The 25102-nt window shown below is 67.9% G+C and carries 23 protein-coding genes and 1 tRNA gene; 16 read left to right on the top strand and 8 right to left on the bottom strand.

Features of this window, described 5'->3' with window-relative positions:
* Positions 1–83: 83 nt before the first annotated feature.
* Positions 84–2006, bottom strand: a complete 1923-nt coding sequence (locus B7D75_RS10070; protein ID WP_107113963.1) for an ATP-binding cassette domain-containing protein — start codon at positions 2004–2006, stop codon at positions 84–86.
* 225 nt (positions 2007–2231) lie between these two features.
* Between B7D75_RS10070 and slt the strand changes: the two genes are divergently transcribed.
* Both slt and B7D75_RS10060 read left to right on the top strand, forming a co-directional pair.
* Positions 2232–4160, top strand: a complete 1929-nt coding sequence (gene slt / locus B7D75_RS10065; RefSeq protein WP_053813698.1) for a lytic transglycosylase Slt — start codon at positions 2232–2234, stop codon at positions 4158–4160.
* A gap of 56 nt (positions 4161–4216) precedes the next feature.
* Positions 4217–4603 (top strand): lysozyme inhibitor LprI family protein, encoded by a 387-nt coding sequence (locus B7D75_RS10060; protein ID WP_034078451.1) that lies wholly within the window; start codon positions 4217–4219, stop codon positions 4601–4603.
* Positions 4604–4646: 43 nt separating this feature from the next.
* Here the strand turns inward: B7D75_RS10060 and B7D75_RS10055 are convergent, their stop codons facing one another.
* The 5 genes from B7D75_RS10055 to B7D75_RS10035 all read right to left on the bottom strand — a co-directional run bounded on the left by B7D75_RS10055 (position 4647) and on the right by B7D75_RS10035 (position 11302).
* Positions 4647–5453, bottom strand: coding sequence for an MOSC domain-containing protein (locus tag B7D75_RS10055; protein ID WP_107113962.1), 807 nt, complete (start codon positions 5451–5453; stop codon positions 4647–4649).
* A 101-nt stretch (positions 5454–5554) separates the two neighbouring features.
* Positions 5555–6463: a lipid kinase YegS gene (gene yegS / locus B7D75_RS10050; RefSeq protein WP_034078449.1), complete on the bottom strand. Its 909-nt coding sequence runs from the start codon at positions 6461–6463 to the stop codon at positions 5555–5557.
* A gap of 74 nt (positions 6464–6537) precedes the next feature.
* On the bottom strand, positions 6538–8100 hold the full coding sequence (locus B7D75_RS10045) for an FGGY-family carbohydrate kinase (RefSeq protein WP_003153160.1): 1563 nt from the start codon (positions 8098–8100) through the stop codon (positions 6538–6540).
* Between the two features lie 20 nt (positions 8101–8120).
* The gene (locus B7D75_RS10040) at positions 8121–9701 is read right to left on the bottom strand and encodes a glycerol-3-phosphate dehydrogenase/oxidase (protein ID WP_107113961.1); all 1581 of its coding nucleotides are present in this window, start codon (positions 9699–9701) and stop codon (positions 8121–8123) included.
* Between the two features lie 5 nt (positions 9702–9706).
* The gene (locus B7D75_RS10035; protein ID WP_034078446.1) at positions 9707–11302 is read right to left on the bottom strand and encodes an FAD-binding oxidoreductase; all 1596 of its coding nucleotides are present in this window, start codon (positions 11300–11302) and stop codon (positions 9707–9709) included.
* Positions 11303–11478: 176 nt separating this feature from the next.
* Here B7D75_RS10035 and gliR point away from each other — a divergent pair, with 176 nt between their 5' ends.
* The gene (gene gliR, locus B7D75_RS10030) at positions 11479–12510 is read left to right on the top strand and encodes an AraC family transcriptional regulator GliR (RefSeq protein ID WP_003156427.1); all 1032 of its coding nucleotides are present in this window, start codon (positions 11479–11481) and stop codon (positions 12508–12510) included.
* Between the two features lie 29 nt (positions 12511–12539).
* Here the strand turns inward: gliR and B7D75_RS10025 are convergent, their stop codons facing one another.
* Positions 12540–13757: a molybdopterin molybdotransferase MoeA gene (locus B7D75_RS10025; RefSeq protein WP_034078445.1), complete on the bottom strand. Its 1218-nt coding sequence runs from the start codon at positions 13755–13757 to the stop codon at positions 12540–12542.
* Positions 13754–14293, bottom strand: a complete 540-nt coding sequence (gene moaB / locus B7D75_RS10020; protein ID WP_034078444.1) for a molybdenum cofactor biosynthesis protein B — start codon at positions 14291–14293, stop codon at positions 13754–13756. The genes B7D75_RS10025 and moaB overlap by 4 nt, the downstream gene beginning before the upstream one ends.
* Before the next feature lie 66 nt (positions 14294–14359).
* Between moaB and mobA the strand changes: the two genes are divergently transcribed.
* The 13 genes from mobA (at position 14360) to B7D75_RS09955 (ending at position 24989) form a co-directional block, all read left to right on the top strand.
* Positions 14360–14956, top strand: a complete 597-nt coding sequence (gene mobA / locus B7D75_RS10015) for a molybdenum cofactor guanylyltransferase MobA (RefSeq protein WP_034078443.1) — start codon at positions 14360–14362, stop codon at positions 14954–14956.
* A 130-nt stretch (positions 14957–15086) separates the two neighbouring features.
* A complete protein-coding gene (locus B7D75_RS10010) occupies positions 15087–15308 on the top strand; it encodes a YgdI/YgdR family lipoprotein (protein WP_003091247.1) in 222 nt (73 codons plus the stop codon).
* 153 nt (positions 15309–15461) lie between these two features.
* Positions 15462–15538 (top strand) — tRNA-Pro (locus B7D75_RS10005).
* Between the two features lie 278 nt (positions 15539–15816).
* Positions 15817–16509, top strand: coding sequence for a GntR family transcriptional regulator (locus B7D75_RS10000; RefSeq protein ID WP_052151025.1), 693 nt, complete (start codon positions 15817–15819; stop codon positions 16507–16509).
* A gap of 35 nt (positions 16510–16544) precedes the next feature.
* Positions 16545–17504 (top strand): chlorinating enzyme, encoded by a 960-nt coding sequence (locus tag B7D75_RS09995; RefSeq protein WP_012075134.1) that lies wholly within the window; start codon positions 16545–16547, stop codon positions 17502–17504.
* 26 nt (positions 17505–17530) lie between these two features.
* The gene (locus B7D75_RS09990) at positions 17531–17800 is read left to right on the top strand and encodes an acyl carrier protein (protein ID WP_003157114.1); all 270 of its coding nucleotides are present in this window, start codon (positions 17531–17533) and stop codon (positions 17798–17800) included.
* A 4-nt stretch (positions 17801–17804) separates the two neighbouring features.
* Positions 17805–18572: a thioesterase II family protein gene (locus B7D75_RS09985; RefSeq protein WP_043104263.1), complete on the top strand. Its 768-nt coding sequence runs from the start codon at positions 17805–17807 to the stop codon at positions 18570–18572.
* Entirely contained in the window at positions 18559–20145 is a 1587-nt protein-coding gene (locus B7D75_RS09980) for an amino acid adenylation domain-containing protein (RefSeq protein WP_043104266.1), read from the top strand. Before B7D75_RS09985 ends, B7D75_RS09980 begins: the two co-directional genes overlap by 14 nt.
* Complete coding sequence (locus B7D75_RS09975; protein ID WP_012075132.1) at positions 20132–20602, top strand: YbaK/EbsC family protein; 471 nt, start codon at positions 20132–20134, stop codon at positions 20600–20602. The genes B7D75_RS09980 and B7D75_RS09975 overlap by 14 nt, the downstream gene beginning before the upstream one ends.
* A 12-nt stretch (positions 20603–20614) precedes the next feature.
* Entirely contained in the window at positions 20615–21745 is a 1131-nt protein-coding gene (locus tag B7D75_RS09970) for an acyl-CoA dehydrogenase family protein (RefSeq protein WP_107113960.1), read from the top strand.
* Positions 21742–22371, top strand: coding sequence for a LysE family translocator (locus B7D75_RS09965; RefSeq protein ID WP_265737291.1), 630 nt, complete (start codon positions 21742–21744; stop codon positions 22369–22371). The genes B7D75_RS09970 and B7D75_RS09965 overlap by 4 nt, the downstream gene beginning before the upstream one ends.
* 171 nt (positions 22372–22542) lie before the next feature.
* Positions 22543–24240: a 2-isopropylmalate synthase gene (gene leuA / locus B7D75_RS09960; RefSeq protein ID WP_012075129.1), complete on the top strand. Its 1698-nt coding sequence runs from the start codon at positions 22543–22545 to the stop codon at positions 24238–24240.
* A gap of 14 nt (positions 24241–24254) precedes the next feature.
* Positions 24255–24989, top strand: coding sequence for an AraC family transcriptional regulator (locus B7D75_RS09955; protein WP_003157119.1), 735 nt, complete (start codon positions 24255–24257; stop codon positions 24987–24989).
* Positions 24990–25102: the final 113 nt, after the last annotated feature.

Here is a 25102-nt window from a genome sequence, read left to right as displayed (position 1 = left end):
GTCATGCCGCCGCCGGCAACGCCCGCAAGGATCATCGAGATGAGCCGCTATCACATTGATGCAGCTCACTTTTTCGAAACGGATCAGTCTTCCAGTTCGGCCCAGCGCTCAAGCAGCGCATCGAGTTGCCGTTGCAGCGCGTCCAGGCGCGCCAGGGTCGCGCGCTGTTCCTCCTGCGGACGCAGGTAGAAATCCTGTTGCGCGATGCTTGCCTGGACGCCCGCCAGTTCCGCCTCGAGCGCGTCGATCTGCCCGGGAAGGGCCTCCAGCTCGCGCTGCAGCTTGTAGCTGAGCTTCTTCTTCGCCGGCGCCTCGCTCGCCGCCGCGACAGCTGGCACAGGCTCGGCGGCGGGCGCCAGCGCGGTGTTCAGCTCGGCCTTGCCGCTCTTCGACTCGCTCACACCGAGCAGGCGCGGCGAACCGCCCTGGCGCAACCAGTCCTGGTAGCCGCCGACGAACTCGCGGACCTTGCCCTCGCCTTCGAAGACCAGGGTGCTGGTCACCACGTTGTCGAGGAAGGCCCGGTCGTGGCTGACCATCAGCACGGTGCCCTGGAAGCCCAGCAGGACTTCCTCCAGCAGCTCCAGGGTTTCCACGTCGAGGTCGTTGGTCGGTTCGTCGAGCACCAGCAGGTTGGCCGGCTTGCTGAACAGCTTGGCCAGCAGCAGGCGCGCGCGCTCGCCGCCGGACAGCGCCTTCACCGGAGTGCGGGCGCGCTGCGGGCTGAACAGGAAGTCGCCGAGATAGCTGAGCACATGCCGGTTCTGGCCGTCGATGGTGATGAACTCGCGACCTTCGGAGATATTATCGATCACCGTCTGCTCGGGTTCGAGCTGATGGCGCAACTGGTCGAAATAGGCCACTTCCAGCTTGGTGCCGACTTCGATCCTGCCCGAGGTCGGCTGCAGGTCGCCAAGCAGCAGCTTGAGCAGGGTGGTCTTGCCGGTACCGTTGGCGCCGAGCAGGCCGATACGGTCGCCGCGCTGCAGGACCATGGAGAAGTCGCGTACCAGCGGCTGGCCGCCGGGATGGGCGAAGCTGACGTGCTCCACCACGATCACCTGCTTGCCGGACTTGTCCGCGCTTTCCAGCTGGAAGCTGGCCTTGCCCTGGCGCTCGCGGCGCTCGGCGCGTTCGCGACGCATCTCCTTGAGCGCCCGCACCCGCCCTTCGTTGCGCGTGCGGCGGGCCTTGATGCCCTGGCGGATCCACACCTCCTCCTGGGCCAGGCGCTTGTCGAACAAGGCGTTGGCAGCTTCTTCGGCGGCCAGTTGCTGTTCCTTGTGCACCAGGAAACTGGCGTAGTCGCCGTTCCAGTCGATCAGGCGGCCACGATCCAGCTCGAGGATGCGGGTCGCCAGGGACTGCAGGAAGGCACGGTCGTGGGTGATGAACAGCACCGCGCCGTTGAAGCCCAGCAGCGCTTCCTCGAGCCAGGCAATGGCGCCGATGTCCAGGTGGTTGGTCGGTTCGTCCAGCAGCAGCAGGTCCGGCTCGGCGACCAGCGCTTGGGCCAGCAGCACGCGCCGACGCCAGCCGCCGGAGAGCTCGGCGAGGGTCTTGTCGGCCGGCAGTTGCAGGCGGCTCAGGGTGCTGTCCACCAATTGCTGCAGGCGCCAGCCATCGCGCGCCTCGAGTTCCTGCTGGACCCGCGACAGGCGCGCCAGGTCGTCGTCGGTATGGATGTTCAGGCTCAGGTGGTGGTATTCGGCGAGCAGCTTGCCGACTTCCGCCAGGCCTTCGGCCACCACGTCGAACACTGTCCGTTCGTCGGCACGCGGCAGTTCCTGGGGCAATTCGCCGATCTTCAGCGCCGGTGCGCGCCAGACTTCGCCGTCGTCGGCCTGCTGTTCGCCCTTGACCACCTTGAACAGGCTGGACTTGCCGGTACCGTTGCGCCCGATCACGCAGACCCGCTCGCCACGGCCGATCTGCCACGACACCTTGTCCAGCAAGGGAGTGGTGCCAAAGGCAAGGGATACATCGGTGAACTTGAGCAGGGTCATGGGCGCCTCCGGAAACAGGGCGCGCATTTTACGCCGGATAGGCATCGGATGGCACGGCGCTTTCACCGCCATGCGGCAACGGCTAAGCTTAGGCGAGCCATCCGCCCGGCCTCGGGCGCGCCCCGCGACTGCGGTCGCGCGCCGGTCCCGCGAGCGGTCGAAACGCCCGTAGGCAGCCGTTGCGGACCTGCCGACGTTACCCGACATCACCTGCCCGGATAAGTCATGCGCGGTCGCCTGTTCACTCTCGTTTCCTGCCTGTTGCTCAGTATTTCCTCCGTCGACGCGGTCCACGCCGCTTCCCTGACCGAACAACGCCGTCTCTACGACCAGGCCAAGGCCGCCCTGGCCAAGGGCAACAGCGCGCCCTACATGGCCTCGCGCAGCGCCCTGCGCGATTACCCGCTGGAACCCTACCTGGCCTACGACGAACTGACCCATCGGCTGAAGACCGCCAGCAACGAGGAAGTCGAGCGCTTCCTCACCGAACACGGCGACCTGCCGCAGATCGGCTGGCTGAAACTGCGCTGGCTGCGCCTGCTGGCCGATCGCGGCGACTGGCAGACCTTCGTCAACCACTACGACCCGAAGCTGAACTTCACCGAACTCGACTGCCTTTACGGCCAGTACCAGCTGGGCCACGGGCAGAAGGCCGAGGGCTACGCCACCAGCGAGCGCCTGTGGCTGGTCGGCAAGTCGCAGCCGGCCGCCTGCGATACCCTGTTCAGCCTCTGGCAGGGCGAAGGCCAGCTCACCGAGGAAAAAGTCTGGAAGCGTCTCAAGCTGGCCGCCGAGGCGCGCAACTACAGCCTTGCCTCGCACCTTGCGCAGCGCCTGCCGACCCTCGGCAACCAGGGCACGCTGATGGTCAGCGTGGCGCAGAACCCCGCCCAGCTGAGCCAGACCGGCCGCTTCAGCCAGCGCGACCACGCCACCGCCGACGTGGTCGGCCTCGGCCTGCGCCGCCTGGCGCGGCAGGACCCGGAAAAGGCCCTGAGCCTGCTCGACTACTACAGCTCGGCGCTACCCTTCTCCAGCGACGAGAAGGTCGCCATCGCCCGCGAGATCGGTCTCAGCCTGGCCAAGCGCTTCGATCCGCGCGCGCTGCCGCTGATGACCCAATACGATCCCGGCCTGCGCGACAACACCGTCACCGAATGGCGCACCCGCCTGCTGCTGCGCCTGGGCCGCTGGGACGAAGCCTACGCGCTGACCCGCAAGCTGCCCCAGGACCTCGCCAGCACCAGCCGCTGGCGCTACTGGCAGGCGCGCAGCCTGCAGCTGGCGCAGCCGAACAGCAAGGAGCCGATCGCGCTGTACCAGAAGCTCGCCGGCGAGCGCGACTTCTACGGCTTCCTCGCCGCCGACCGTCTGAGCGTGCCGTACAAGCTCGGCAACCGCCCTGCGCACATCGACCCGCGCGTCCTGCAACGCGTTCGCAACGCCGCCAGCACACGCCGGGCCATGGAGTTCTTCAACCGTGGCGAAGTGATCAACGCCCGCCGCGAGTGGTACCACGCCGCGCGCCTGTTCGACCGCGACGAGCTGATCGCCCAGGCCAGGCTGGCCTACGACATGCAGTGGTATTTCCCGGCGATCCGCTCGATCAGCCAGGCGCAGTACTGGGACGACCTCGACATCCGCTTCCCGATGGCGCACCGCGCCACCCTGGTGCGCGAAGCGAAGAACCGCGGCCTGCACTCCAGCTGGATCTTCGCCATCACCCGCCAGGAAAGCGCGTTCATGTCCGATGCCCGCTCGGGGGTCGGCGCCACCGGCCTGATGCAGCTGATGCCCGGCACCGCCAAGGAGACCTCGCGCAAGTTCGGCATCCCGCTGGCCTCGACCCAGCAACTGATCGTGCCCGACGTCAACATCCGCCTCGGCGCCGCCTACCTGAGCCAGGTGCATGGCCAGTTCAACGGCAACCGGGTACTCGCCTCGGCCGCCTACAACGCCGGCCCGGGCCGCGTCCGCCAGTGGCTGAAGGACACCCGCCACCTGGCCTTCGACGTATGGATCGAGACCATCCCGTTCGACGAGACTCGCCAGTACGTGCAGAACGTGCTGTCCTATGCGGTGATCTACGGACAGAAGCTCAATGCGCCGCAGCCCATCGTCGACTGGCACGAGCGCTACTTCGACGATTTCTGAACCCCAACCCGGCCCGGACACCCGGGCCTCAACAGCACCTTGAAAAGGACCTCGAGATGAACAAGCCCCTCGCCACCGCCCTGCTCGCCGCCGCCAGCCTGCTGCTTGCCGACGGCGCCCTGGCCGCCGACGCCTGCGGTACGCCGCGCAACGCCTTCGACAGCGTGTACTGCCGCAGCGGCGAGTTTTCCCAGGCCGACCGCGAGCTGAACCAGCAGTTCGGCACCCTGCGCAAGCACCTGAACGACGGCCAGAAAGCCCTGCTGAAGAAGAGCCAGATCGCCTGGATCAAGGAGCGCGACGCGGCCTGCAGCGAAAGCAAGGACAACGGTTACTTCGTCAACCTCGACTGCGCCACCCAGAAGACCCGCCAGCGCCTCGACTTCCTCCGCGAGCGCGAACGCGAGTGCCTGAGCACCGGCTGCGTCGACGCCAAGCTCTGATCGCCCGCGATAGCCGCCCGCCGCAACGGCGGGCGGTCGCTCCTCAGTCGAGGATTTCCACCGCCATCCCCACCTCCAGGCTGCCCTGCCTCAGCGGGATCAGGTTCTGCCCGAACAACACCGCGCCATCCTTCTCCCGGTAGGTCTTCAGGGTCGTCAGCGGCTCGCGGTCCTCGTTGCGCTCGCCGGTCGCCGGATCGAGGGTGGTGAGGATGCAGCGGGAACAGGGCTTGGCCACGACGAACTCGGCCGAGCCGATGCGGATGCGTTTCCAGCCGTCCTCGGCGAACGCGGCGCTGCCCTCCACCACCAGGTTGGGACGGAAGCGCAGCATCTCCAGCGACCGGCCGACCCGCTGGCTGAGGTCGTCGAGCGAAGCCTGGCCGATCAGCAGCAGCGGGAAGCCGTCGGCGAAATGCACCTTCTGTCCCGGCTCGGCGTAGCCGGTATCGATCTGCCGCGCGCGCGCCTCGGGGATATGCACCAGGCGCGTCGGGCGGCCGAGGAAGCGCGTCAGCCAGTCCGCCGCGGCGTCGCCGGCATCCGGCGCCTGCAAGGTGTCGCGCCAGACCGTGACACCACGCAGGTTGGCGTCGGGCGCCGGTACTTCGAGGCTCAGCTCGGGCATTTCCGGCGCATTCAGCACCAGCACTTCCGCTGCCGCCCAGCGCGCCTGGATACGCCCCAGCTGCGGCAACAGGCGCTGGGTGAAGAAACGTCCGGTTTCGGTATCCACCGCCATCCAGCGTCGGTCGCCGACCACTCCCAACGCATCGAGCGCGACGCGCTCCAGGGACTCGGCGGCGGAAGACTTGATCGGATAGCGGTACAGCGCGGAGAGACGGAACATGGAACCAGCATCCTTGGAGGAAAGATGCTGTTATACGGTGCGGCGGGAAAGGCCGGCAAGACACAGACGCCACTCCAGGCAGCGCATCGGCCGGCCCGCCCTCAATCTTCGCGCGGCGGCTCGCGGAGCAACGGCGAGTCGGCCGGCAGGTGCACCCGCAGCGCGCCCGGGGAAACCGAGAAACGCAGCGTGCGTCCTTCCAGCGGCTCGCCGTCGAGATTGATGTCGAGCCCCTCCGCCGCTTCCACCTCGAGCCACGGCACCCGGGCACGGACGAACAGGCCCTCGACGCCGTTGCCGCCGCCGAGCAGGCTGCCCAGCGTACCGACCATGTCCTGGGGTGTCGGCAGGATGCTCACGTCCAGCAGGCCATCGTCGACCCGCGCCTGCGGACACAGCACATGCCCGCCGCCGGCCTGGCGACCGTTGCCGATGCCCAGGGCGAGGAACTCGCCTTCCCACTGGAAGTCCGGGGCGCTGAAACGGCCCTGGGCGGCATGCACTTCGGAAAAGCGGGTCAGACCGGTGAGCAGGTAGGCCACGCCGCCGAGGACCTTCTTCAGGTCTTCCGAAGTGTTCGCCGTGACCTTGGAGCCGAAGCCGCCGGTCGCCATGTTGAGGAACAGCTTGCCGTTCACCTCGCCCAGATCGATCGGGCGCGCCGTCTGATCGAGCAGGGCCAGGGCAGCGGCTGGTTCCAGGGGTATCCCGGCGGCACGGGCGAAATCATTGGCGGTGCCCAGTGGCAGGATCGCCAGGCTCGCTTCGCCCCGCCCCAGCGCCAAGGCCTCGGCGACCTCGCGCAAGGTACCGTCGCCACCACCGGCGACCAGGGTGGAATAGCCGTCCGCCAGCGCCGCCTCGACGATGCGCCGGGCATCGCCGTCCTCCCAGGTCACCCGCACCGCCAGTTCCCGCCCGGCTTCGCGCTGCGCCGCGACCGCGGCGCGCACCTCCTCGTTTCCCGCCTGCTTGCCGTGCAGCACCAGCAAAGCCTTGCCTTTGTCCATCGCGCCGAACTCCTCGTCGTGGCCTTGTCTCTGCCTATTGACCGCGTTTCCGGGGCGGAAGTGCGGCACCCGGTTCAGGCAGGGTAGCCGGTAATCTCGCGAATGCTCCGGTAGAGCGGGCGCAGTTGCCGGTACATGCGCAGGTAGACCTCGCGGTAGAGCCGCTGGTAGATCCGCTGCGCTTCCACCCGGGGCAGGAACACCTGGCCGACGCGGGTCATCCCGGCCACCGCGCTGGCGACGTCCGGATAGAGGCCGAGCCCCACCGCGCAGTCGATCGCCGCGCCCAGGCCGGATGCCTCGTAGACGTGCGGGCGCTCCGCGGGCAGGCCGAAGATGTCGGCGGTGAGCTGCATCGCCGCATCGCTCTGCGAACCGCCGCCGGCCACCCGCAAGCGGGTGATCGGCGTGCCCGAGCGCTTTTCGATGCGTTCCTTGCCCTGGCGCAGGGCATAGGCCAGGCCCTCGAGGATGGCCCGGTAGATGTGCGCCCGGGTATGCACGTCGCCGAAACCGATCATCGCCCCCTTGGCCTCCAGGCCCGGCTCGCGGATTCCCGGCGACCAGTAGGGTTGCAGGGTCAGGCCCATGGAGCCGGGCGGCACGCCGTTGACCAGTTCGTCGAACAGTTGCTCCGGCTCGACCCCCTGCTCGCGCGCCTGCTGCATCTCGCGCAGGCCGAATTCGCGCTTGAACCAGCTGACCATCCAGTAGCCGCGGTAGATCATCACCTCGGTATTGAAGTGGTCGGGGATCGCCGCCGGATAGGGAGGGATCAGCGGCACGGTCTCCAGGTAACGGGCACGGGTGGTATTGATGGTCGCCGTGGTGCCGTAGGACAGGCAGGCCACCGAAGGTTCCAGCGCGCCGGCACCGAGCACCTCGCAGGCCTTGTCGGCGCCGGCGGCGATCAGCGGCAGGCCGGCCGGGATACCGGTATGCCGGCTGGCCTCGGCGCTGATCTCGCCGAGCCGCTCGCCCGGCTTGAACAACTCCGGCAACTGCTCGCGGCGCACCGCCAGCGCCTGCCATTTCCAGTCGCGCGGCGCGGCCCAGCGCAGGCGCTTGTAGTCGAACGGCAGGTAGGCCACGCAGCAGCCCACCGAATCGACGAAGCGGCCGGTCAGGCGGTGGCTGAGAAAGCCGGACAGCAGCAGCACCTTGTCGGTCTTCGCGGCGATCTCCGGCTGCTCCTGGGCCACCCAGTTGACTTCGGCCTGGGCGCGAAAATGCTCCACCGCGCCCTCCGCGCCGACCAGCTTGAACAGCCAGCCCCAGGGGCCCCCGATGCGCGCGCGGACCTCGGCGCGGCGCTGGTCGAGCCAGAGGATCGCCGGTCGCAGCGGTCGTCCCTCGACGTCGACGTGGATCACCGTGCCGCGCTGGGTGGTCAGCGAAACCCCGCGGATCAGCCGGCGGTCGATGTCCACCTGGGCCCAGAGCCGCCGGCAGGCCTCGCCGAGCATCGCCCAGTAGTACTCGGGGTCCTGCTCGGCCCAGCCCGGATGCTTCGAGTAGTAGGCCTCCAGCTCCACCTTGCCCTTGCCCAGCAGGTTGCCCCTCAGGTCGAACAACAGGGCGCGCACGCTCTGGGTGCCATTGTCGATCGCCAGCAGGTAGTTCTTGTCGTCGTTCATCTCGTTCTCGTCTCGGACGGTCAACCGGGCAGGCTGTAGTGCCGGCGCCAGAGGTCCAGGTAGGCCTGTTGCTCACGTTCCCAGCGCGGATCGTCCCAGCCCAGGCGCGCCTGGCAGAGCGCGCGGACGCGCGGCAGGCAGGCCGCGCCGCCTTCGGGCAGCAGCAGGCCGATACGGGTGCGGCGCAACAGCAGGTCGTCGAGGTGCAGCACCAGTTCCGCCTCGGCGGCGAACGCCAGCTCGGCCCACAGCGTTTCGCTGGACCCCACGCAGTCCGTCCCGAGCGTTTCCACCAGCCGCTTCAGGCGAACCAGGTCGCGTCCGTAGCGGCCGGCCAGGCGGCGCTGCTGGCTGATGCCGAGCCCGTCGACGAGCGGACGATCACAGGCGCCGAACACCGCCGCGCCGTCGTCCGTGACCGTACGCCCGAGCAGCGGCGCGCAGGCCTGCAGCGCTTCGATCGCCAGCGGACGGAAGGTGGTCAGCTTGCCGCCGGCCAGGGTCACGCAGCCCGGTTCGCGCCAGAGCACGTGCTCGCGTTTCTCGTCGGACGGCTTGCCGCTGTCGTCGCCGCTGCTGACCACCGGTCGCACGCCGGCCCAGGTCGAGAGCACGTCGCGCGCCTCGATGGCGGCGGCCGGAAACTGCTGCGCGCAGGCCGCCAGCAGGTAGTCGAGTTCATCCTGGCTGATCCGCGCATCCCGCTCCAGGCCATCGTGGTGGTCGAGATCGGTGGTACCGACCACGGTCGCGCCTTCCCAGGGGAACACGAACACCGGTCGCCGGTCCTCGTCATGCATGAAGCTGAACGCATGGGCCACCGGCAGGCGCCAGGCCGGCAGCAACAGATGGCTGCCGCGCAGCGGGCGGATGTGCTCGCTGCCGCCGGGCTGGCGCAACTCATCGGCCCAGGCGCCGGTGGCCACCGCCAGGGCGCGGCAGCGAAAGTCGAGAAGCTCGCCGCTTTCGCGGTCCTCGGCGCGCAGGCCGACGACCCGGCCGCCCTCGCGCAGCAGCTCGCGCACGCGCATGCCGTTCAATGCCTCGCCACCGTCGTGGCGCGCCTCGGCCAGCACCCGCAGCACCAGGCGCGCGTCGTCGGTCAGCGCGTCGAAGAAGCGCGTGCCGCCGAGCAGCCGCTGTTCCTTCAGGCCCGGCGCCAGGTAGCGCAGTTCGGCGGCGTCGTAGAAGCGGTGGTTGCGCCGTCCGGCAAGGGCGTCGTAGACGCTCAGCAGGCCGCCGAACACGCGCGGGCCAGGGAAGCCGCCGCGATAGTGGGCCATCACGAAGCTCAGCGGCTCCACCAGCCCCGGCGCCTCGCCGAGCAGGCGCTGGCGCTCGCGCACCGAGTCGCGGGTCAGTCGCCACTGGCCCTTGGCGATGTAGCGCAGACCGCCATGGACCATCTTCGACGAGCGACTGGAGGTGCCCCAGGCGAAGTCCCGCTGCTCCAGCAGCAGGCAACGCCAGCCGCGCCGCGCGGCTTCACGGAGGATGCCGGCGCCGCTGATGCCGCCGCCGACCACGATCAGGTCCCACTCCCGCTCCGCCAGCGCCGGCAGGCTGCGGCGGCGCCACTCCGCGTTCCAGGGCGAGGTCATCCCGATCAGTCCTGCAGCAGGGCGCCAGGGTTGAGCCGCCCGGCCGGGTCGAAGTGGCCGGCCATGGCGCGCAACGCGGCGATGCCCAGCGCGCCCTTCTCGCGCGGCAGGTAGGCCGCGTGGTCCCGGCCGACGCCGTGCTGGTGGCTGATGGTGCCGCGGTTGTCGACGATGGTCTGGCTGGCCGCGTGCTTCAGGCGCTTCCAGCGCTCCAGCGTCGCCGCATAGCTCGCGGCCGGACGGAACACGTAGGTGGTATAGATGCTCGACCCCTCGCCATAGACATGCGAGAGATGAGTGAACACATGGACCTTCTCGCCCTCGGCGGCCAGGCCGTCGCGCAGGCTGGCCTCGACCTTCCGCAGCAGGCTGTCGACATTGCTCCAGTCGGTGGCGGTCTCCAGGGTGTCCACGGCGTAGCCGGCCTGCCACAGGGCTTCGCGCAGGTAGGGGAAGCGGAAGCGGTTCTGCGCCCACTTGCGCCCCAGCAGGGTGCCGGTGAAGACCCCGCCGAAGCGTTTCAGCAGGACCTTCGCCTGGCTCAGCGACAACGCGTTCTGCCGGCGGTCGCCGGTCACGCCGAAGGTCAGCATGCACTTGCCCTCGCCCGCGCCGCGCAGCGCCAGGTACTTCTCCAGCCAGGCGATCTGTCCGGGATGGCCGGCCAGGGCCAGCTGGGTCATGGTCTCCACGGCGTTGGACAGGCGCAGCATCGACAACGGCACGCGCGCCTGGGCCAGCTCGCGGGTGGCTCGCAGGGCCTGGTCCCAGTTCGGCAGGAAGACGCTGTAGAAGCGTTCGCTCTCCGCCAACGGCGTGACCCGCACCTTCACCGCGGAAATGATCCCGAAGCGCCCCTCCGAGCCCAGCACCAGCTCGCGCAGGTCCGGTCCCGCCGCGGATGCCGGGAAGGTAGCGATTTCAAGCGGCCCGGCGAAGGTCTCCAGGGTCCCGCCGGCGAAAAGCTGTTCGATCCGCCCGTAGCGCAGCGACTGCTGGCCGCTGGAGCGGCTGGCGACCCAGCCGCCGAGGGTCGACAGCTCCCAGGACTGCGGGAAATGCCCGAGGGTGTAGCCCAGCGCGCGCAGCTGGCTTTCCACCTGCGGGCCGGCGGCGCCGGGGCCGAAGGTGGCGACCAAGCTCTCGCGGTCCAGATCGAGCAGGCGGTTCATGCGCGCAAGCGACACCGTCAGCACCGGCCGTTGCGTGAGCGGCGGGTTGATGTGACCGGCCACCGAGGTGCCGCCGCCATAGGGGATCAGTTGCAGGTCGCGGGACTCGGCCAGGGCCAGCAGCGCGCGGATCTGTTCGGCGGTTTCCGGATAGGCCACCGCGTCCGGATAGACGCCGAAGTCGCCCTCGCGCATCGCCAGCCAGTCCGGCAGGCTCTGCCCGCGGGCATGCAGCAGGCGGTCACGGGGCTCGATGCTGTACTGCGGGTCGGCCTCCAGGCGCGACGCAGGGACCTTCGCCAACGCCGCCTCCAGGCTCGCGTCCGGCAGACGCACGCCCTCCCCGACCAGCTCCGCCAGGAACCCGCGGGCGCTGTCCGGCAATTCGACCACGGTGCTTTCTTCGCCCCAGCCATTCCAACGGCGCATGAACCTCTCTCCTCGCTTGTCGCGGCAACCTGTTTATCGGAACCTTTCTGGCTGCCTATACTAGCCAGCCGCCTTCGCCTGTCACTGTCGGATCGAGACACTCCCTGTGACCGATCAAGACAGCCGGCACGCACGCCGGACGGCCTGTTCCATCCGCCACGACAAGAACAACGACCATGCAGACCCTTGGCTCCACCTCGGTTCCGGCCCTGCTGAAATACCTGCGCCATGCCGAACGGCTCGGCCTGGACATCGCCCCCGCACTGGCCGCCGCCGGCCTCGAGGCCGGCCAGCTCGACGACAATCGCCAGCGCCTGCCGGGCGAAGCCCACGAGCGCCTGCTCGGCTATTTCTGCGAGCACTCCGGCGATCCCCTGTTCGGCCTGCGCTCGGCGCGCTTCGTCCAGCCCGGCTCGTGGAGCGTGCTCGGTTACATCGCGATGAACTGCGCCACCCTGGGTGAAGCCATGAGCCGCATCGCGCCCTACGAGAAACTGGTCGGCGACATGGGCACCAGCCGCATCGAGGCAGCCGACGGACAGGTCCGGCTGATCTGGAACTGCCGCCACCAGACACCCCTGGTACGCCGCCACATGGTCGAGCACGTCCTGGCTTCCTGGGTCCTCTATGCGCGCTGGATCGCCGACATGGAGGGTTCGCCGGACGAGGTCTGGCTGGAGCACGAACTGCCGGACGGAACCCGCGTGGAAGACTACGAGACCTTCTTCGGCTGTCCGGTGCGCTTCGCCCAAGCCTGCTCGGCGCTGCTGGTGCCGCTGGACTACCTGGCGCTGCCGCTGCGCCAGGCCGACGCGACGCTGCTGCGCACCCTGGAGGAACATGCCCTGGCGCTGATGGCCGAGCTGGACGACGACGAGCCGCTGCCGCTGCGGGTGAAGAACGCCCTGCGCCAGTTGCTCAAGGACGGCCTGCCGCGCAAGGAGCGGGTGGCGGAGAAGTTCGGCATGACCGTGCGCACCCTGCAACGCCACCTGCAACAGGCCGGCAGCAGCTACCAGCAGACCCTCGACGAACTGCGCCGCGAACTGGCCGAGCACTACCTGCTGCACAGCGAGCTGCCGATCCAGGACATCGCCCAGTACCTGGGCTTCACCGAATCGCGCTCGTTCCATCGCAGTTTCAAGGGCTGGACCGGACAGACGCCCGGCGAGTACCGGCAGCATCGCAAGGATCCGACGGCGCAATGAAAAACGGCGGCCGGGAGGCCGCCGTCGCGTCAGTCGAGCAGTTCGCTCAGCGGAATGAACGCCACGCCCTCGCCTTCGGCCAGCGTCCGGCCCTCGCGCACCTCCACCAGCCCCTCGGCCCAGGAAGCGCTGCGCAGCACCCCGGAACTCTGGTTCGGATAGAGCACCGCGCGCCCCTGCTCCAGGCGCCCGCGCAGGTATTCGCGACGCGGCCCCGCCTTCGGCCAGGCGAAGCCGGCCGGTACCTCCACTCGCAGCGGCGCGACCTGCGCCACGCCGAGCCGGCGCAGCAGGTAGGGACGCGCCAGCAGGGCGAAGGTGACCAGGGTCGAGGCCGGGTTGCCCGGCAGACCGATCACCGGGATGCCCTGGAACTGCCCGACGGTCAGCGGCTTGCCGGGTTTTATCGCCAGCTTCCAGAGAGTCAGCTCGCCGGCTTCGCGCAGCGCCATGCCGAGGAAGTCGGCCTCGCCCACCGATACGCCGCCGGTGGACAGGATCAGGTCGACCCCGGCCAGGCCGGCCAGGCGCTCGCGGGTCCGCGCCAGGTCGTCGGGGAGGATGCCGGCGTCGAGCACGTCGCAGCCCAGCCGTTGCAGCCAATCCTTGAGCAACGGACGATTGCTGTTGTAGATCTGCCCGGCCTGCAGCGGCTGGCCCGCCTCGACCAGCTCGTCGCCGGTGGACAGCAGCGCCACCCGCGGCTTGCGTCGCACCTCCAGGGCCGCGCAGCCAAGCGAAGCCGCCAGCCCCAGTTCGATCGGGCGCAGGCGCGTGCCGGCCGGCAGGACCAGGTCGCCCTGGCGGGCCTCCTGGCCGCGTGGGCGCACATGCTGGCCCGCGCGCAACGGCTGGGTGAAACGCACGCGGCCATCGTCGAGCGCTTCGACGTTTTCCTGCATCTCCACCAGATCGGCGCCTTCCGGCAGCGGCGCGCCGGTGAAGATCCGCGCACAGGTACCCGCTCGCAGCGGCTGCGGCGCCTGTCCGGCAAAGATCTTCTGGCTGACCGGCAGCGGCTCGCCGGTCCAGTCGGCGAGGCGCAAGGCGTAGCCGTCCATGGCACTGTTCGGCCATGGCGGCAGGTCCAGGCCGGCCAGCAGGTCGACCGCCAGCACGCGGCCGCCAGCCTGCTCCAGGGGCACCCGCTCACACGCATCGATAGGCGTTTGCGCGGCCAGTTCGAGGAGCCGTTCCAGCGCCGTCTCGACCGGCATCAGCCCAGGATGGTCGCAGCAGCCGTTCACCCGCGGCTCTCGCAGGGCGCCGCCTGTTTCAGGTGCGGGACGAAGTTGCACGGGCGATGACGGGCGTCCAGTTGCTCGACGAGAATGCCTTCCCAGGCAGTGCGACAGGCGTTGGTGGAGCCCGGCAGGCAACAGACCAGGGTGCCGTTGGAAAGGCCGGCCAGGGCCCGCGACTGGATGGTGGAAGTGCCGATGTCGGCGACGGAAATCTGCCGGAACAGCTCGCCGAAGCCGTCCACCTGCTTGTCCAGCAGGCAGGCCACCGCTTCCGGGGTGCTGTCGCGGCCGGTGAAACCGGTGCCGCCGGTGACCAGCACGACTTGCACGCTGTCCTCGGCGATCCAGGTCGCGACCTGGGCGCGGATCCGGTACAGGTCGTCCTTCAGCAATGCACGGGCGGCCAGGTTGTGCCCGGCTTCGCCCAGGCGATCGACCAACAGCTGGCCGGAAGTATCGGTTTCCAGGGTACGGGTATCGCTGACGGTCAGGACGGCGATGTTCAACGGCACGAATGCCGTTTCGGCCTTGTGGCTCATGGGGTTGGCCCTTGCTTGTGGACGGGATCGCGGTGTTATATCACAGGCCCGACACGGAGACCCGAGATGCCCGATAGCGCCCTGCCCCCCTGCTCCATACTGATCCTGGCGGGTGGTCGCGGCCAACGCATGGGCGGGCGCGACAAAGGCCTGATCGAATGGCAGGGCCTGCCCCTGATCGCCCACCTGCAACGCCTGGTACGCCCGCTCACCGACGACCTGATCGTCTCCTGCAACCGCAACCAGGAACGCTACGCGGCATACGCCGACCGCCTGGTGAGCGACGACAGCCTCGACTTCCCCGGCCCGCTCGCCGGTATCCGCGCCGGCCTGGCGGTGGCCCGGCATCCCTGGCTGCTGGTGCTGCCCTGCGACGCGCCACGGATCGACCACGCCCTGCTGGAAACCCTGTTGCAGGCCGCCGGCCGCGCCCCGGCACGCCCCTGGATGCTACGCTGCGGTGGCCAGTGGGAACCGCTGTTCAGCCTGATCCCGACGCATCTGGCCGAAGAGATAGAACACGCCTGGCGCCAGGGCGACCGCAGCCCGCGCCACGTCCTGTTGCCGCTTGGCGCGCAGGCCATCGAACTGGCCGCGGGCGATCCGCGGCTGGCCAACCTGAACACCCCCGAACTGTTGGCTAAACACCGCGAACTGAAGTAAAACGGAACGGACGTCGAGTCGAATTTTCTCGAAGGCGGGGGGAACGCTCGTTTTCAAGGGGGAACTCTTCCTAGAACTCGTCTGTCAGAAACTCGTAACTTCAAGTCTGACCGCACAGGAGAACTGCGCAATGATCAAGCGGATGCTACCCGCCCTCCTCCTCGCCGTAGGCCTCGGCGCCCTCGCGGGTTGTTCCAGCCCTACCGTGATCACCCTCAACGACGGACGCGAGATCCAGGCCGTAGACACTCCTTCCTATGACGAGGATTCCGGTTTCTACGAGTTCGAACAGCTCGACGGCAAGCGCGCCCGCGTGAACAAGGATCAGGTCCGCACCGTCAAGGAACTCTGATACCGTCGCGTAACAGGTTTTCCTGAAGACCCCGTCGACTCGAAGGAGCGACGGGGTCTTTGCTTTTCCCATCCGGGAAAACCGGGCTCGAAAAAAAATTCATCTAACCCCTTGTGTACCAAAACTTTTTCTGTAGAATGCGCCCCAACAAAACGGAGCGTAGCGCAGCTTGGTAGCGCGTCTCGTTCGGGACGAGAAGGTCGCTGGTTCGAATCCAGTCGCTCCGACCATATCCCGCCATCCAGACCTCGCAAGATGATCTGGAAGCAACAGAAGAACCGGCCCAGGCCGGTTTTTTTGTGCCTGTCGCCTCCCTTCCCGGCAAATCCGCCCGATACCGAAAAAGCCTCTGCCAGCATCGCCAGCGCAACCCGCCGGCGACGTCGTCCATCGCCATCTCACTGCCACTCTCCTCTCCTCGACGCACGTTTCCTATCCCTTGCGCTGTTGACAGTGCGAAATCCATTCTTCTATTTTGGATCCTGGATCCAATTTTGAGTTGTCGTTTGTGAAGTCCCGAAAATATTCCGTAAGCACGCTGTTACCCCGGGTCCAGGCGCCCTCGCACCTGGCCCGCAACCTGATCGAGACCACCTTGAGAGACGCGATTCTGGATGGACGATTGGTGAGCGGCACGCCGCTGCGCCAGGAAGAGCTGGCCGAACTGTTCGGCGTCAGCCGCATGCCGGTGCGCGAGGCGCTGCGCCAGCTGGAGGCGCAGGCCCTGGTGCAGATCGTGCCGCACAAGGGCGCCGTGGTGACCCAGCTGATCAGCGACGACGCGGTCGAGACCTACGCCGTGCGCCTCCTGCTCGAGCCCGAGGCATTGCGCCAGTCGATTCCGAACCTGCAGGCACAGGACCTGGAGGAAGCGCATGCGCATATCGCCGCGATGGAGAACGAAACCGACCTCGCCAGCCTGGGACGGCTGAACCGCCTGTTCCACCTGGCGCTGTACCGGCGCACGCCGAACGCCAAGCTGTTGCGCCTGATCGACAACGAGTTGCAGGAGGAGGAGCGCTTCCTGCGCTTCCACCTGTCGGCCATGGGCCTCGGCGAAATGGCCCAGGACGACCACAAGGCCCTGGTGGCGCTCGCCGCTGCCGGAAACACCGAGGCCGCCGCCGAGGTCCTGCGCAAGCACCTGCAAATGGCTTCGGACACCATCCGCAGCTACCTGGAAAGACGCCTTACGAGTTAACCCGCACCACCACAACCCAGCCGATGAGGTGTTACATGGAAGGACAAGCACGCGTTCGCGACCTCGACTTCAGCCTGAGCCCCGAGGAACTGGAGCAGTTCCACCGGGACGGCTACATCGGGCCTTTCGATCTGTACCAGCAGGACGAGATGGCCGCCAAGCTGCAGGCCTTGCGACCCAGGCTGATCAACACCCGCAAGGCGATCTACAGCCAGGACAAGGCGGTATCGGGCATCACCAACCTGGCCAACTATGACCGCCACCTGGACGTCGACTTTCTCGCCGAGCACATCACTCGTCCGGAAATCGTCGACCGGGTAGCGAGCATCCTCGGCCGCGACACCCTCTGCTGGCGCACCGAATTCTTTCCCAAGTACCCCGGTGACGAAGGCACCGACTGGCACCAGGCCGACAACTTCTCCAACGTGGCCGGTTCCAAGCATCCGCAGATCGTCTGGCCGGAAGACGCCGAGTTCGGCGGCACCATCACCGTATGGGCCGCGTTCACCGAAGCCAGCGTCGAGAACGGTTGCCTGCAGTTCATCCCCGGCACCCACCGGACCATGAACTACGACGAGTCCAAGACCATGGACTACCAGGCCGATAGCATCAACAAGCTGGAAAAGGACGGCGTGCGCCGCGGCTTCTTCGGTTACGACTATCGCCAGTTGCAGAAGGACCCGAACTGGAAGCCCGACGAATCCAACGCCCGGTCCATGGTCATGCGCCAGGGTCAGTTCATCATTTTCTGGTCGACCCTGATGCATGCCTCGCACCCGCACAGCGGCCTGACCGAGCAGATGCGCCTGGGCTTCGCCGCCCGCTACCTGCCCACCTCGGTTCGGGTCTACCCCTACTCGAACACGCTGCAGGAGTTCGGCGGCGAAGCCAGCCTGGACAAGTTCGGTTGCGTGCTGGTGTCCGGCGAGGACCGTTTCAGGCACAACCGTTTCGTCGAAAGCACCTGCAACGGCTACCGCTTCCCGCTGCGCTGAGCCCCACCGACCAAGGAGGACCGACGATGAATAGCATCGCAGACATCGGCAAGATCGAGTTCTGGCTGATCAACACCTGCCGCGAACTGGGCCTGCGCGTGGACGCCCCCGACAGCGACTTCTTCGCCGCGGGCGGCACCTCGCTCAGCGCCATCCGCCTGATCGCCAAGGCCGAGGAGCATTTCGGCGAGGATGCCCTGCCGCCCGAGGACCTCTTCGCGCAAAGCAGGATCCACGACATCGCCAGTTGCATCCAGCGCAACAGCTCCCACTTCAACGCCCTGACGGAGAACTGAAGTCGTGTCCGGGCATGCGTACGACGAGCGCTGGCTGCTGCTGCCCAGGCCGCGGCCACGGCCGCGCCTGCGCCTGATCTGTTTTCCCTACGCGGGGGGCAACCCCGACCTGTTCCGCGGTTGGGTGGACGATCTGGACCAGGACGTGGAACTGCTCGCGGTACGCCTGCCCGGCCGAGGCTGCCGGATCAAGGAAGCGCCATACGAAGACTGGCCGGCGCTGATCGAGGGCTGCCTCGAAGCGCTGGCCCCCTACCTCGACTCGCCCCACGCGTTCTACGGACACAGCTTCGGCGGCCGCCTGGCCTACGAGCTGGCGCAGAACACCCGGCACAGCCATCCCGGGGCGACCCGCCGGCTGTTCGTCAGCGGCTGTCGCAGCCCAGCCAGCCCGCAGGCGCAGCCCCACCTGCACACGCTCTGCGCCGAGGACTTCCAGCAGGCCCTGCGCAGCATGGGCGGCACGCCCCCCGCGGTCCTGGAAAGCGAGATGCTGATGCGCCTGATGCTGCCGGCCCTGCGCAGCGACATGCGGCTGTCGGAGATCTGGCAGGACTGGCACCCCCTGCCGCTGGATATACCCATCCACGCCTACTTCGGCCACGACGACCCGATCGACCGGCAAGACAGCATGGCCGGCTGGTCGATGCACACCACGGACGACTTCGAGCTGGTGGGGATCGATGGCGGACACTTCTTCCTCGACAGCCATCGCCGGCAGTTGCTGGACAGCATGAGCACACGGATGAGGCACGAACATGCGCACGCTTGAACTGGACGAGGCGGCCCTGGCCCTGCACGAACGAATCAACCGTACCCGGGAATCCTACCCGGAGCATCTCGCGGTCGGCGAGCTATTCGCCCGCATCGCGGCAGAGCGCCCGCAAGCGATCGCGTTGCGCTACCGGGAGCGCGAGCTGAGCTATGCGCAGTTGAACGCCCAGGCCAACCGCCTGGCCTGGCAATTGCTGGCCAGGGGCGTGCAGACCGGCGACGTCATCGCCGTGGTCCTGCCGCGCAGCCCGGAACTGATCGTAGCCTTGCTGGCGATCCTCAAGGCCGGCGCCAGCTATCTGCCGATCGATCCAGCCTGGCCGGAACAGCGCATCCACGAACTGTTCCGGCAAACCGCCTGCGACTGCCTGGTGGGCGACGAAAGCGCGCGCCGCGATCCGCGCCTGTCGCGCTACCGGCAAGCAAGCCTGGACGAGGCCGGCGAGGATCCGGGAAACCCTCCGCTCGAGGTGGCCGCCGATGCCATCGCCTACATCAATTTCACCTCCGGCTCCACCGGCACGCCCAAGGGCGTGCCCATCCCCCATCGCGGCATCACCCGCCTGGTCTGCAATGCCCGCTATGCCAGGCTGGACGGGAACAGCCGGCTGCTGCAGATGGCGCCGGTAACCTTCGACGCCGCTACCTTCGAGATCTGGGGCGCCCTGCTGCTCGGCGGCACCTGCGTGCTCTACCCGGACGCCTTCGTCCGCGCCTCGCGCCTGCAACGGGTCCTCCAGGAACAACGGATCAGCGTGCTGTTCCTCACCACCGCCCTGTTCAACACCCTGGTCGACGAAGCACCGCAGGCGCTGGCCGGCGTCGACACCGTTCTCACCGGCGGCGAAGCCCATTCCCTGCGTCACATGGCCAAGGCCCTGGCGCTCTATGGCACGGAACGGATCGTCAGCGTGTACGGCCCGACGGAGAGCACCACCTTCGCCACCTTCCACCCGGTGCGCGAATTGCGCGAGGAGGACACCGCCCTGCCCATCGGCCTGCCGATCCAGAACACACGGGTCTACCTGGTCGACGGGGGCCGTCTCTGCGGACCGGGACAGAGCGGCGAGGTCTGCCTCGCCGGACCGGGCCTGTCGCCGGGCTACCTGGGGCTGCCGGAGAGCACCCGCGAACGCTTCTTCGAATGCCGCATCGGCGAACGCCGGGAGCGCCTCTATCGCACCGGCGACCGCTGCTACTTCCGCACCGATGGCGCGCTGGTGTTCCAGGGACGCATGGACGACCAGGTGAAGATCAACGGCTTCCGCATCGAACTGGGCGAGGTCGCCTACCACCTCAATCGCCATCCGCAGGTGCGCCAGAGCTTCGTCACCGTCACCGAGGCGGCGCACGGCGAGAAGGCGCTGGTCGCCTTCGTGGTCGCCGCCGCGCCGTCCTGCTGCCCGCAACGCCTGCGCGACGACCTTGCGGCGCGGTTGCCGGGCTACATGGTCCCCGGGCGCATCCAGCTCTGCGCCAGCCTGCCGCTTTCCGCCACCGGCAAGATCGACCGTCGGCGGCTGCTCGCCACCCTCCAGCCATCGGGAGAACCCGCTCATGAGCATCAGTAAACGTGCCCAGCAGTTCCAGGACATCCTCCGCCAGCGCGGCCTCGACCTGACCGTCCAGGAGTTGCCCGACTCGACCCGCACCGCCGACGACGCGGCCCAGGCGCTGGGCTGCGAAAAGGCCCAGATCGTCAAGTCGCTGGTGTTCCGCACCCGCGCCAACACCCCGGTGCTGGTTCTCGCCAGCGGCCCGAACCGGGTGAACGAAAAAGCCATCTCGCGACTGCTCGGCGACAAGATTTCCAAGGCCGATGCGGATTTCGTCAAGGAAGTCACCGGCTTCGCCATCGGCGGCGTCCCGCCGCTCGGTCACAAGCAGGAGGTGAAGCTGTTCGTCGACGAGGACCTGCTGACCTACGACGAGATCTGGGCCGCTGCCGGCACGCCGAACGCGGTGTTCAGGATCCCCGGCTGCCTGACCGAGATCCTTCCGGCGCACCAGGTGATCTCGGTGAAGTGAGGGCCGCCGGGCATGTCCAGTCCCTACCTGAGCGACAGCCAGCAGGCCTTCGCTGAAGAAGTGCGGCGGACCCTGCGCGAGCGGCTGCTGCCCCTGGCGGAAGCCGCCGAGGAGCGCGGCCGCCTCTGCGAGGAAGCCTGGCAGGCGCTGGCCGACCACGGCCTGCTGAGCCTGCCGCAGCGCGGCGAGGGCTTCCTGGAAAGCGCGGTATTCCTCGAGGAACTCGGTGCGCTCGGCTATGCCGGCGTCCGCGCGGCGATCGGCGTGCATGCCTACATGGCCAGCGCCTACCTGGAACTGTTCGGCAACGACGAGCAGCGCCAGCGCTATCTCCCCGCCATCCGTGCCGGGCGAACCATCGCCGCCCTGGCCATCAGCGAGGAACAGGCCGGCAGCGATCTGTCGCGAATGCAATGCAGGGCCGTCCCCGGCGTCGACGGTTTCGTCGTCCATGGCGGCAAGCGCTACATCGCCAATGGTTCGCGCGCCTCGCTGATCGTCACCCTGGTGCGCAACGGCGAAGGCGGGCATGCGCTGGGCAGCAGCAGCCTGCTGCTGATCGACGGCGACAGCCCCGGCCTCAGCCGTACGCCGCGGCCGATGCTCGGCTGGCGCAGCGCGGACGTCTGCGACCTGGATTTCAACGACGTCGCGGTATCCGCCGGCAACCTGCTCGGCAAGCCCGGCAAGGCGTTGTTCTACCTGATGCGCGGCCTGGACTTCGAGCGCCTGGTCGCCGGCCTGCTCGCCCTCGGCGGCGCCGGCCACAGCATCCGCCTGCTCGACGGCTTCGTCCGTCGGCACCAGGTCCAGGGCGCTCCGCTATGCGACAAGCAGAGCGTCCGCCATCGCCTGGCCGACCTGCTCGGCGAACACGAGATGCTGCGCCACTACGCCTATCAGTTGGCCTGGCGCCACAGCCAGGACCGGCTCGATACCCGCTCGGCATGCATCCTCAAGCTGCGCGCCAGCGAACTGGCCGTGGCCGCCGCCCAGGCCTGCGCGCAACTGCACGGCGCCCAGGGCTATCGGATCGACTGCGAGGTGGCGCGCCTGCACCGCGACGCCCTGGCCGGCACCATCGCCGCCGGCGCCAGCGAACTGATGCGCGACATGATCTTCGACAGTTCGCCAGCACAATGACTCTGCACGGATGCCCGAATCATGGATGTGACGACCTTCCTCGGCCTCGCCCTGCTACCGATCCTCTCCCCGGCCCGTCGAGCATTCTCGTCGTGCGCAACAGCCTGCGCCACGGGCTCTCCTTCGCCAGCAGGCGCCTGCTCGCCGACCTCGCCGGGACCGTGCTGAGCGCCAGCTTCCTGCTCTACGGCCTGGGTTCCCTGATCAACGGTTCGAAGCCGCTGCTGGTCGGCATCCAGCTCGCCGGAGCCGGCTATGTCCTGCTGGCCGGCCTGCTCTGCCTGCAGCGCATGCGCCGGCCGCCCACGGATGCGTTCCGCGTGTCGCGAAGCGCTGGCGGTCTGTGGCTGGAGTCCTTCCTGGCCGGCCTGCTCAACCCCAAGACCCTGGTCTTCTTCGCCCTGCTCCAGCCACTGCTCGCCGGCGCGGAAGAGCGCGCCGCCCCGCTGGCCTATGCGCTGGGCTACAGCCTGTACAAGGGCTGCGTGCTGACGCTGACCTGCGCCGTATTCCTGCTCGCCCGGGACTGGTGCAGGCGCCGCCTGCGCCTGGCCAACGGGATCCTGGGCACCGCCCTGGTCGCGGCCGGCTCGGGCTTCCTGGTGAAACTCTCAGCCGGCTTCTAGAAAAGCAAGAAAGCACCAACCCAACCCATGAAAAAGCGTTTTTATTGTCAAAAAAAGTAGTCGACAGCAATAAATAGCAACAATTTGGCAGGCCGATTTACCTAGACTGCTTGCATCCCTGATCGACAGGGCACGCTACCGACTGCGGCTGGCAAGCCAAGGAGAATTCGCATGATGCTCAAAGACCCCTCGCGCAAGTACCGCCCGTTCAACACCGTCGACCTGCCGGACCGCCAGTGGCCTTCCCGCGTGCAGCGCAAGGCGCCGACCTGGTGCAGCGTCGACATGCGCGACGGCAACCAGGCCCTGATCGAACCCATGAACGCCGAGCGCAAGCGGCGCTTCTTCGACCTGCTGGTGCAGGCTGGCTTCAAGGAAATCGAGGTGGGCTTCCCCGCCGCCTCGCAGACCGATTTCGACTATGTTCGCGAGCTGATCGAGAGCCGCAAGATTCCCGACGACGTCACCATCCAGGTGATGACCCAGGCTCGTACCCACCTGATCGAGCGCACCTTCGAAGCGCTCAAGGGCGCGCCGCGGGCCATCGTCCACGTCTATAACGCCACCGCACCGGTATTCCGCGAAGTGGTGTTCGGCGTCGACAAGCCCGGCTGCATCAAGATCGCCACCGATGCCACCCGCGAGATCAAGGCATTGATGGAGCGCAATCCGGAGACCGACTGGACCTTCCAGTACTCCCCGGAAACCTTCTGCTTCACCGAACTGGAGTTCGGCCTGGAAATCTGCGAGGCGGTGGTCGAAACCTTCCAGCCGACCCCCGCGAACAAGATGATCCTCAATCTGCCGACGACCGTGGAGGTCTCCACCGCCAACGTCTTCGCCGACCAGATCGAGTGGTTCTGCCGGCATATCAGCAAGCGCGACAGCGTGATCATCAGCGTGCACCCGCACAACGACCGCGGCACCGGCGTCTCCACCGCCGAGCAGGCCTGCCTGGCCGGCGCCGAGCGGATCGAGGGCACCCTGTTCGGCAACGGCGAGCGGACCGGCAACGTCGACATCCTCAACCTGGCGATGAACCTCTACACCACCGGCGTCGACCCGGAACTGGACTTCTCCGACATCACCCGGGTCATGCGCGAGGTCGAATACTGCAACCAGTTGCCGATCCACCCGCGTCATCCCTATGCCGGCGAACTGGTGTTCACCGCTTTCTCCGGCTCGCACCAGGACGCCATCAAGAAAGGCTTCGCCGCGCGCCAGGAACGACCGGACGGCTTCTGGGAAGTGCCCTACCTGCCGATCGACCCGGCGGACCTGGGACGCAGCTACGAAGCGGTGATCCGGGTCAACAGCCAGTCCGGCAAGGGCGGCGTCTCCTACCTGCTGGAACAGAACGGCATCGTCCTGCCGCGCCGCCTGCAGATGGAATTCAGCCAGGTGGTGCAGCAGGTGGCCGACGCCACCGGCAAGGAAATCAGCAGCGAGATGATCCTCTCCTGCTTCGAAGAGGAATATCTCGACGAGCTGACCCCCTATGCCCTGCGCGCGCCTCGCCTGAACAGCCAGGGCGAGCAGACCAGGATCGACGCGGTGCTCGCCGGCCCCTACGGCGAGCAGCCGCTCGGCGGAACCGGCAACGGTCCGTTGGCCGCCCTGGTCGAGGCCTTCGCCGCGCGCGGCCTGAACTTCGACATCGCCGACTACCATGAGCACGCCATGCGCGGCGGCGCCGAGGCGGAAGCCTTCGCCTACGTCGAGATCCGCGTCGGCAACCGCCTGCTGTTCGGCGCCGGGCGCGACGGCAGCATCCTCACCGCGTCGCTGAAGGCACTGACCAGCGCGGTCAACCGGGCAACCCGCCTGGGCCTGCTGGCACCCCAGCAGCAACGCGCCTCCAACGGCTGACCATGAGCTGTGCAATGTCCCTCGAGGCGCTGGCCTGCGACCACCACGATGGCGAGGAGATCCTGCCGCACTGCCATGCGCAGGCGCAGCTGATCCACGCCATCTCGGGGGTGATGCTGGTCGGCGCCGCCCGCAGGAACTGGGTGGTGCCGGCCGGCCACGCCCTGTGGGTGCCGCCGAACACCGAACACCAGATCCGCATGTCCGGCAGCGTGCGCATGCGCACGCTGTTCATGCCCGCCGCCACCTGGCCGCGGGACGGTGAACAGTGCCAGGTGATCGCGGTCTCGCCGTTGCTGCGGGAACTGCTGGTGGCGGCCAGCGAGATGCACCTGGGCGACTCCAGCGCGCAGCGCCGGCGCTGCATCCACGAGCTGCTGCTGGTGGAACTGGACGCCGCGCAGACCATCGGCATCCACCTGGTCATGCCGCGCGACCCGCGCCTGCTGCGGTTGTGCAGCCAGGTCATCGGCACGCCGGCGGAAGAAACCCGCATGGAAGACTGGGCGCGACAGTTGAACATGAGCAGCCGGACCCTCGCCCGGCTGTTCCAGCGGGAGCTGGGGATGAGCTTCGGCGACTGGCGCACTCGCGCACGCATGGTCCTGAGCCTGCAACGCCTGAGCGCCGGCGCGTCGGTCCTCGAAGTAGCCCTGGAACACGGCTACCAGAGTCCGAGCGCCTTTTCCCAGACCTTCAAGCGCACCCTCGGCCACTCGCCCAGCCACTACCAGGCCCTGAGCGCCTGAACCGCGCCGGCCGTCCGCGGCCGGCACGCGCCAGGGAGGTTGTCGCTTTCGAGAGTGTCGTTGTCAGGATCGCGAGAGATGCGGGTAACGCGAATCCCTACCCTGCTCGAGTC

The organism is Pseudomonas paraeruginosa (assembly GCF_003025345.2).
GTDB classification, from domain to species: Bacteria; Pseudomonadota; Gammaproteobacteria; order Pseudomonadales; family Pseudomonadaceae; genus Pseudomonas; species Pseudomonas paraeruginosa.
This window is presented reverse-complemented; position numbering and strand designations above follow the sequence as displayed.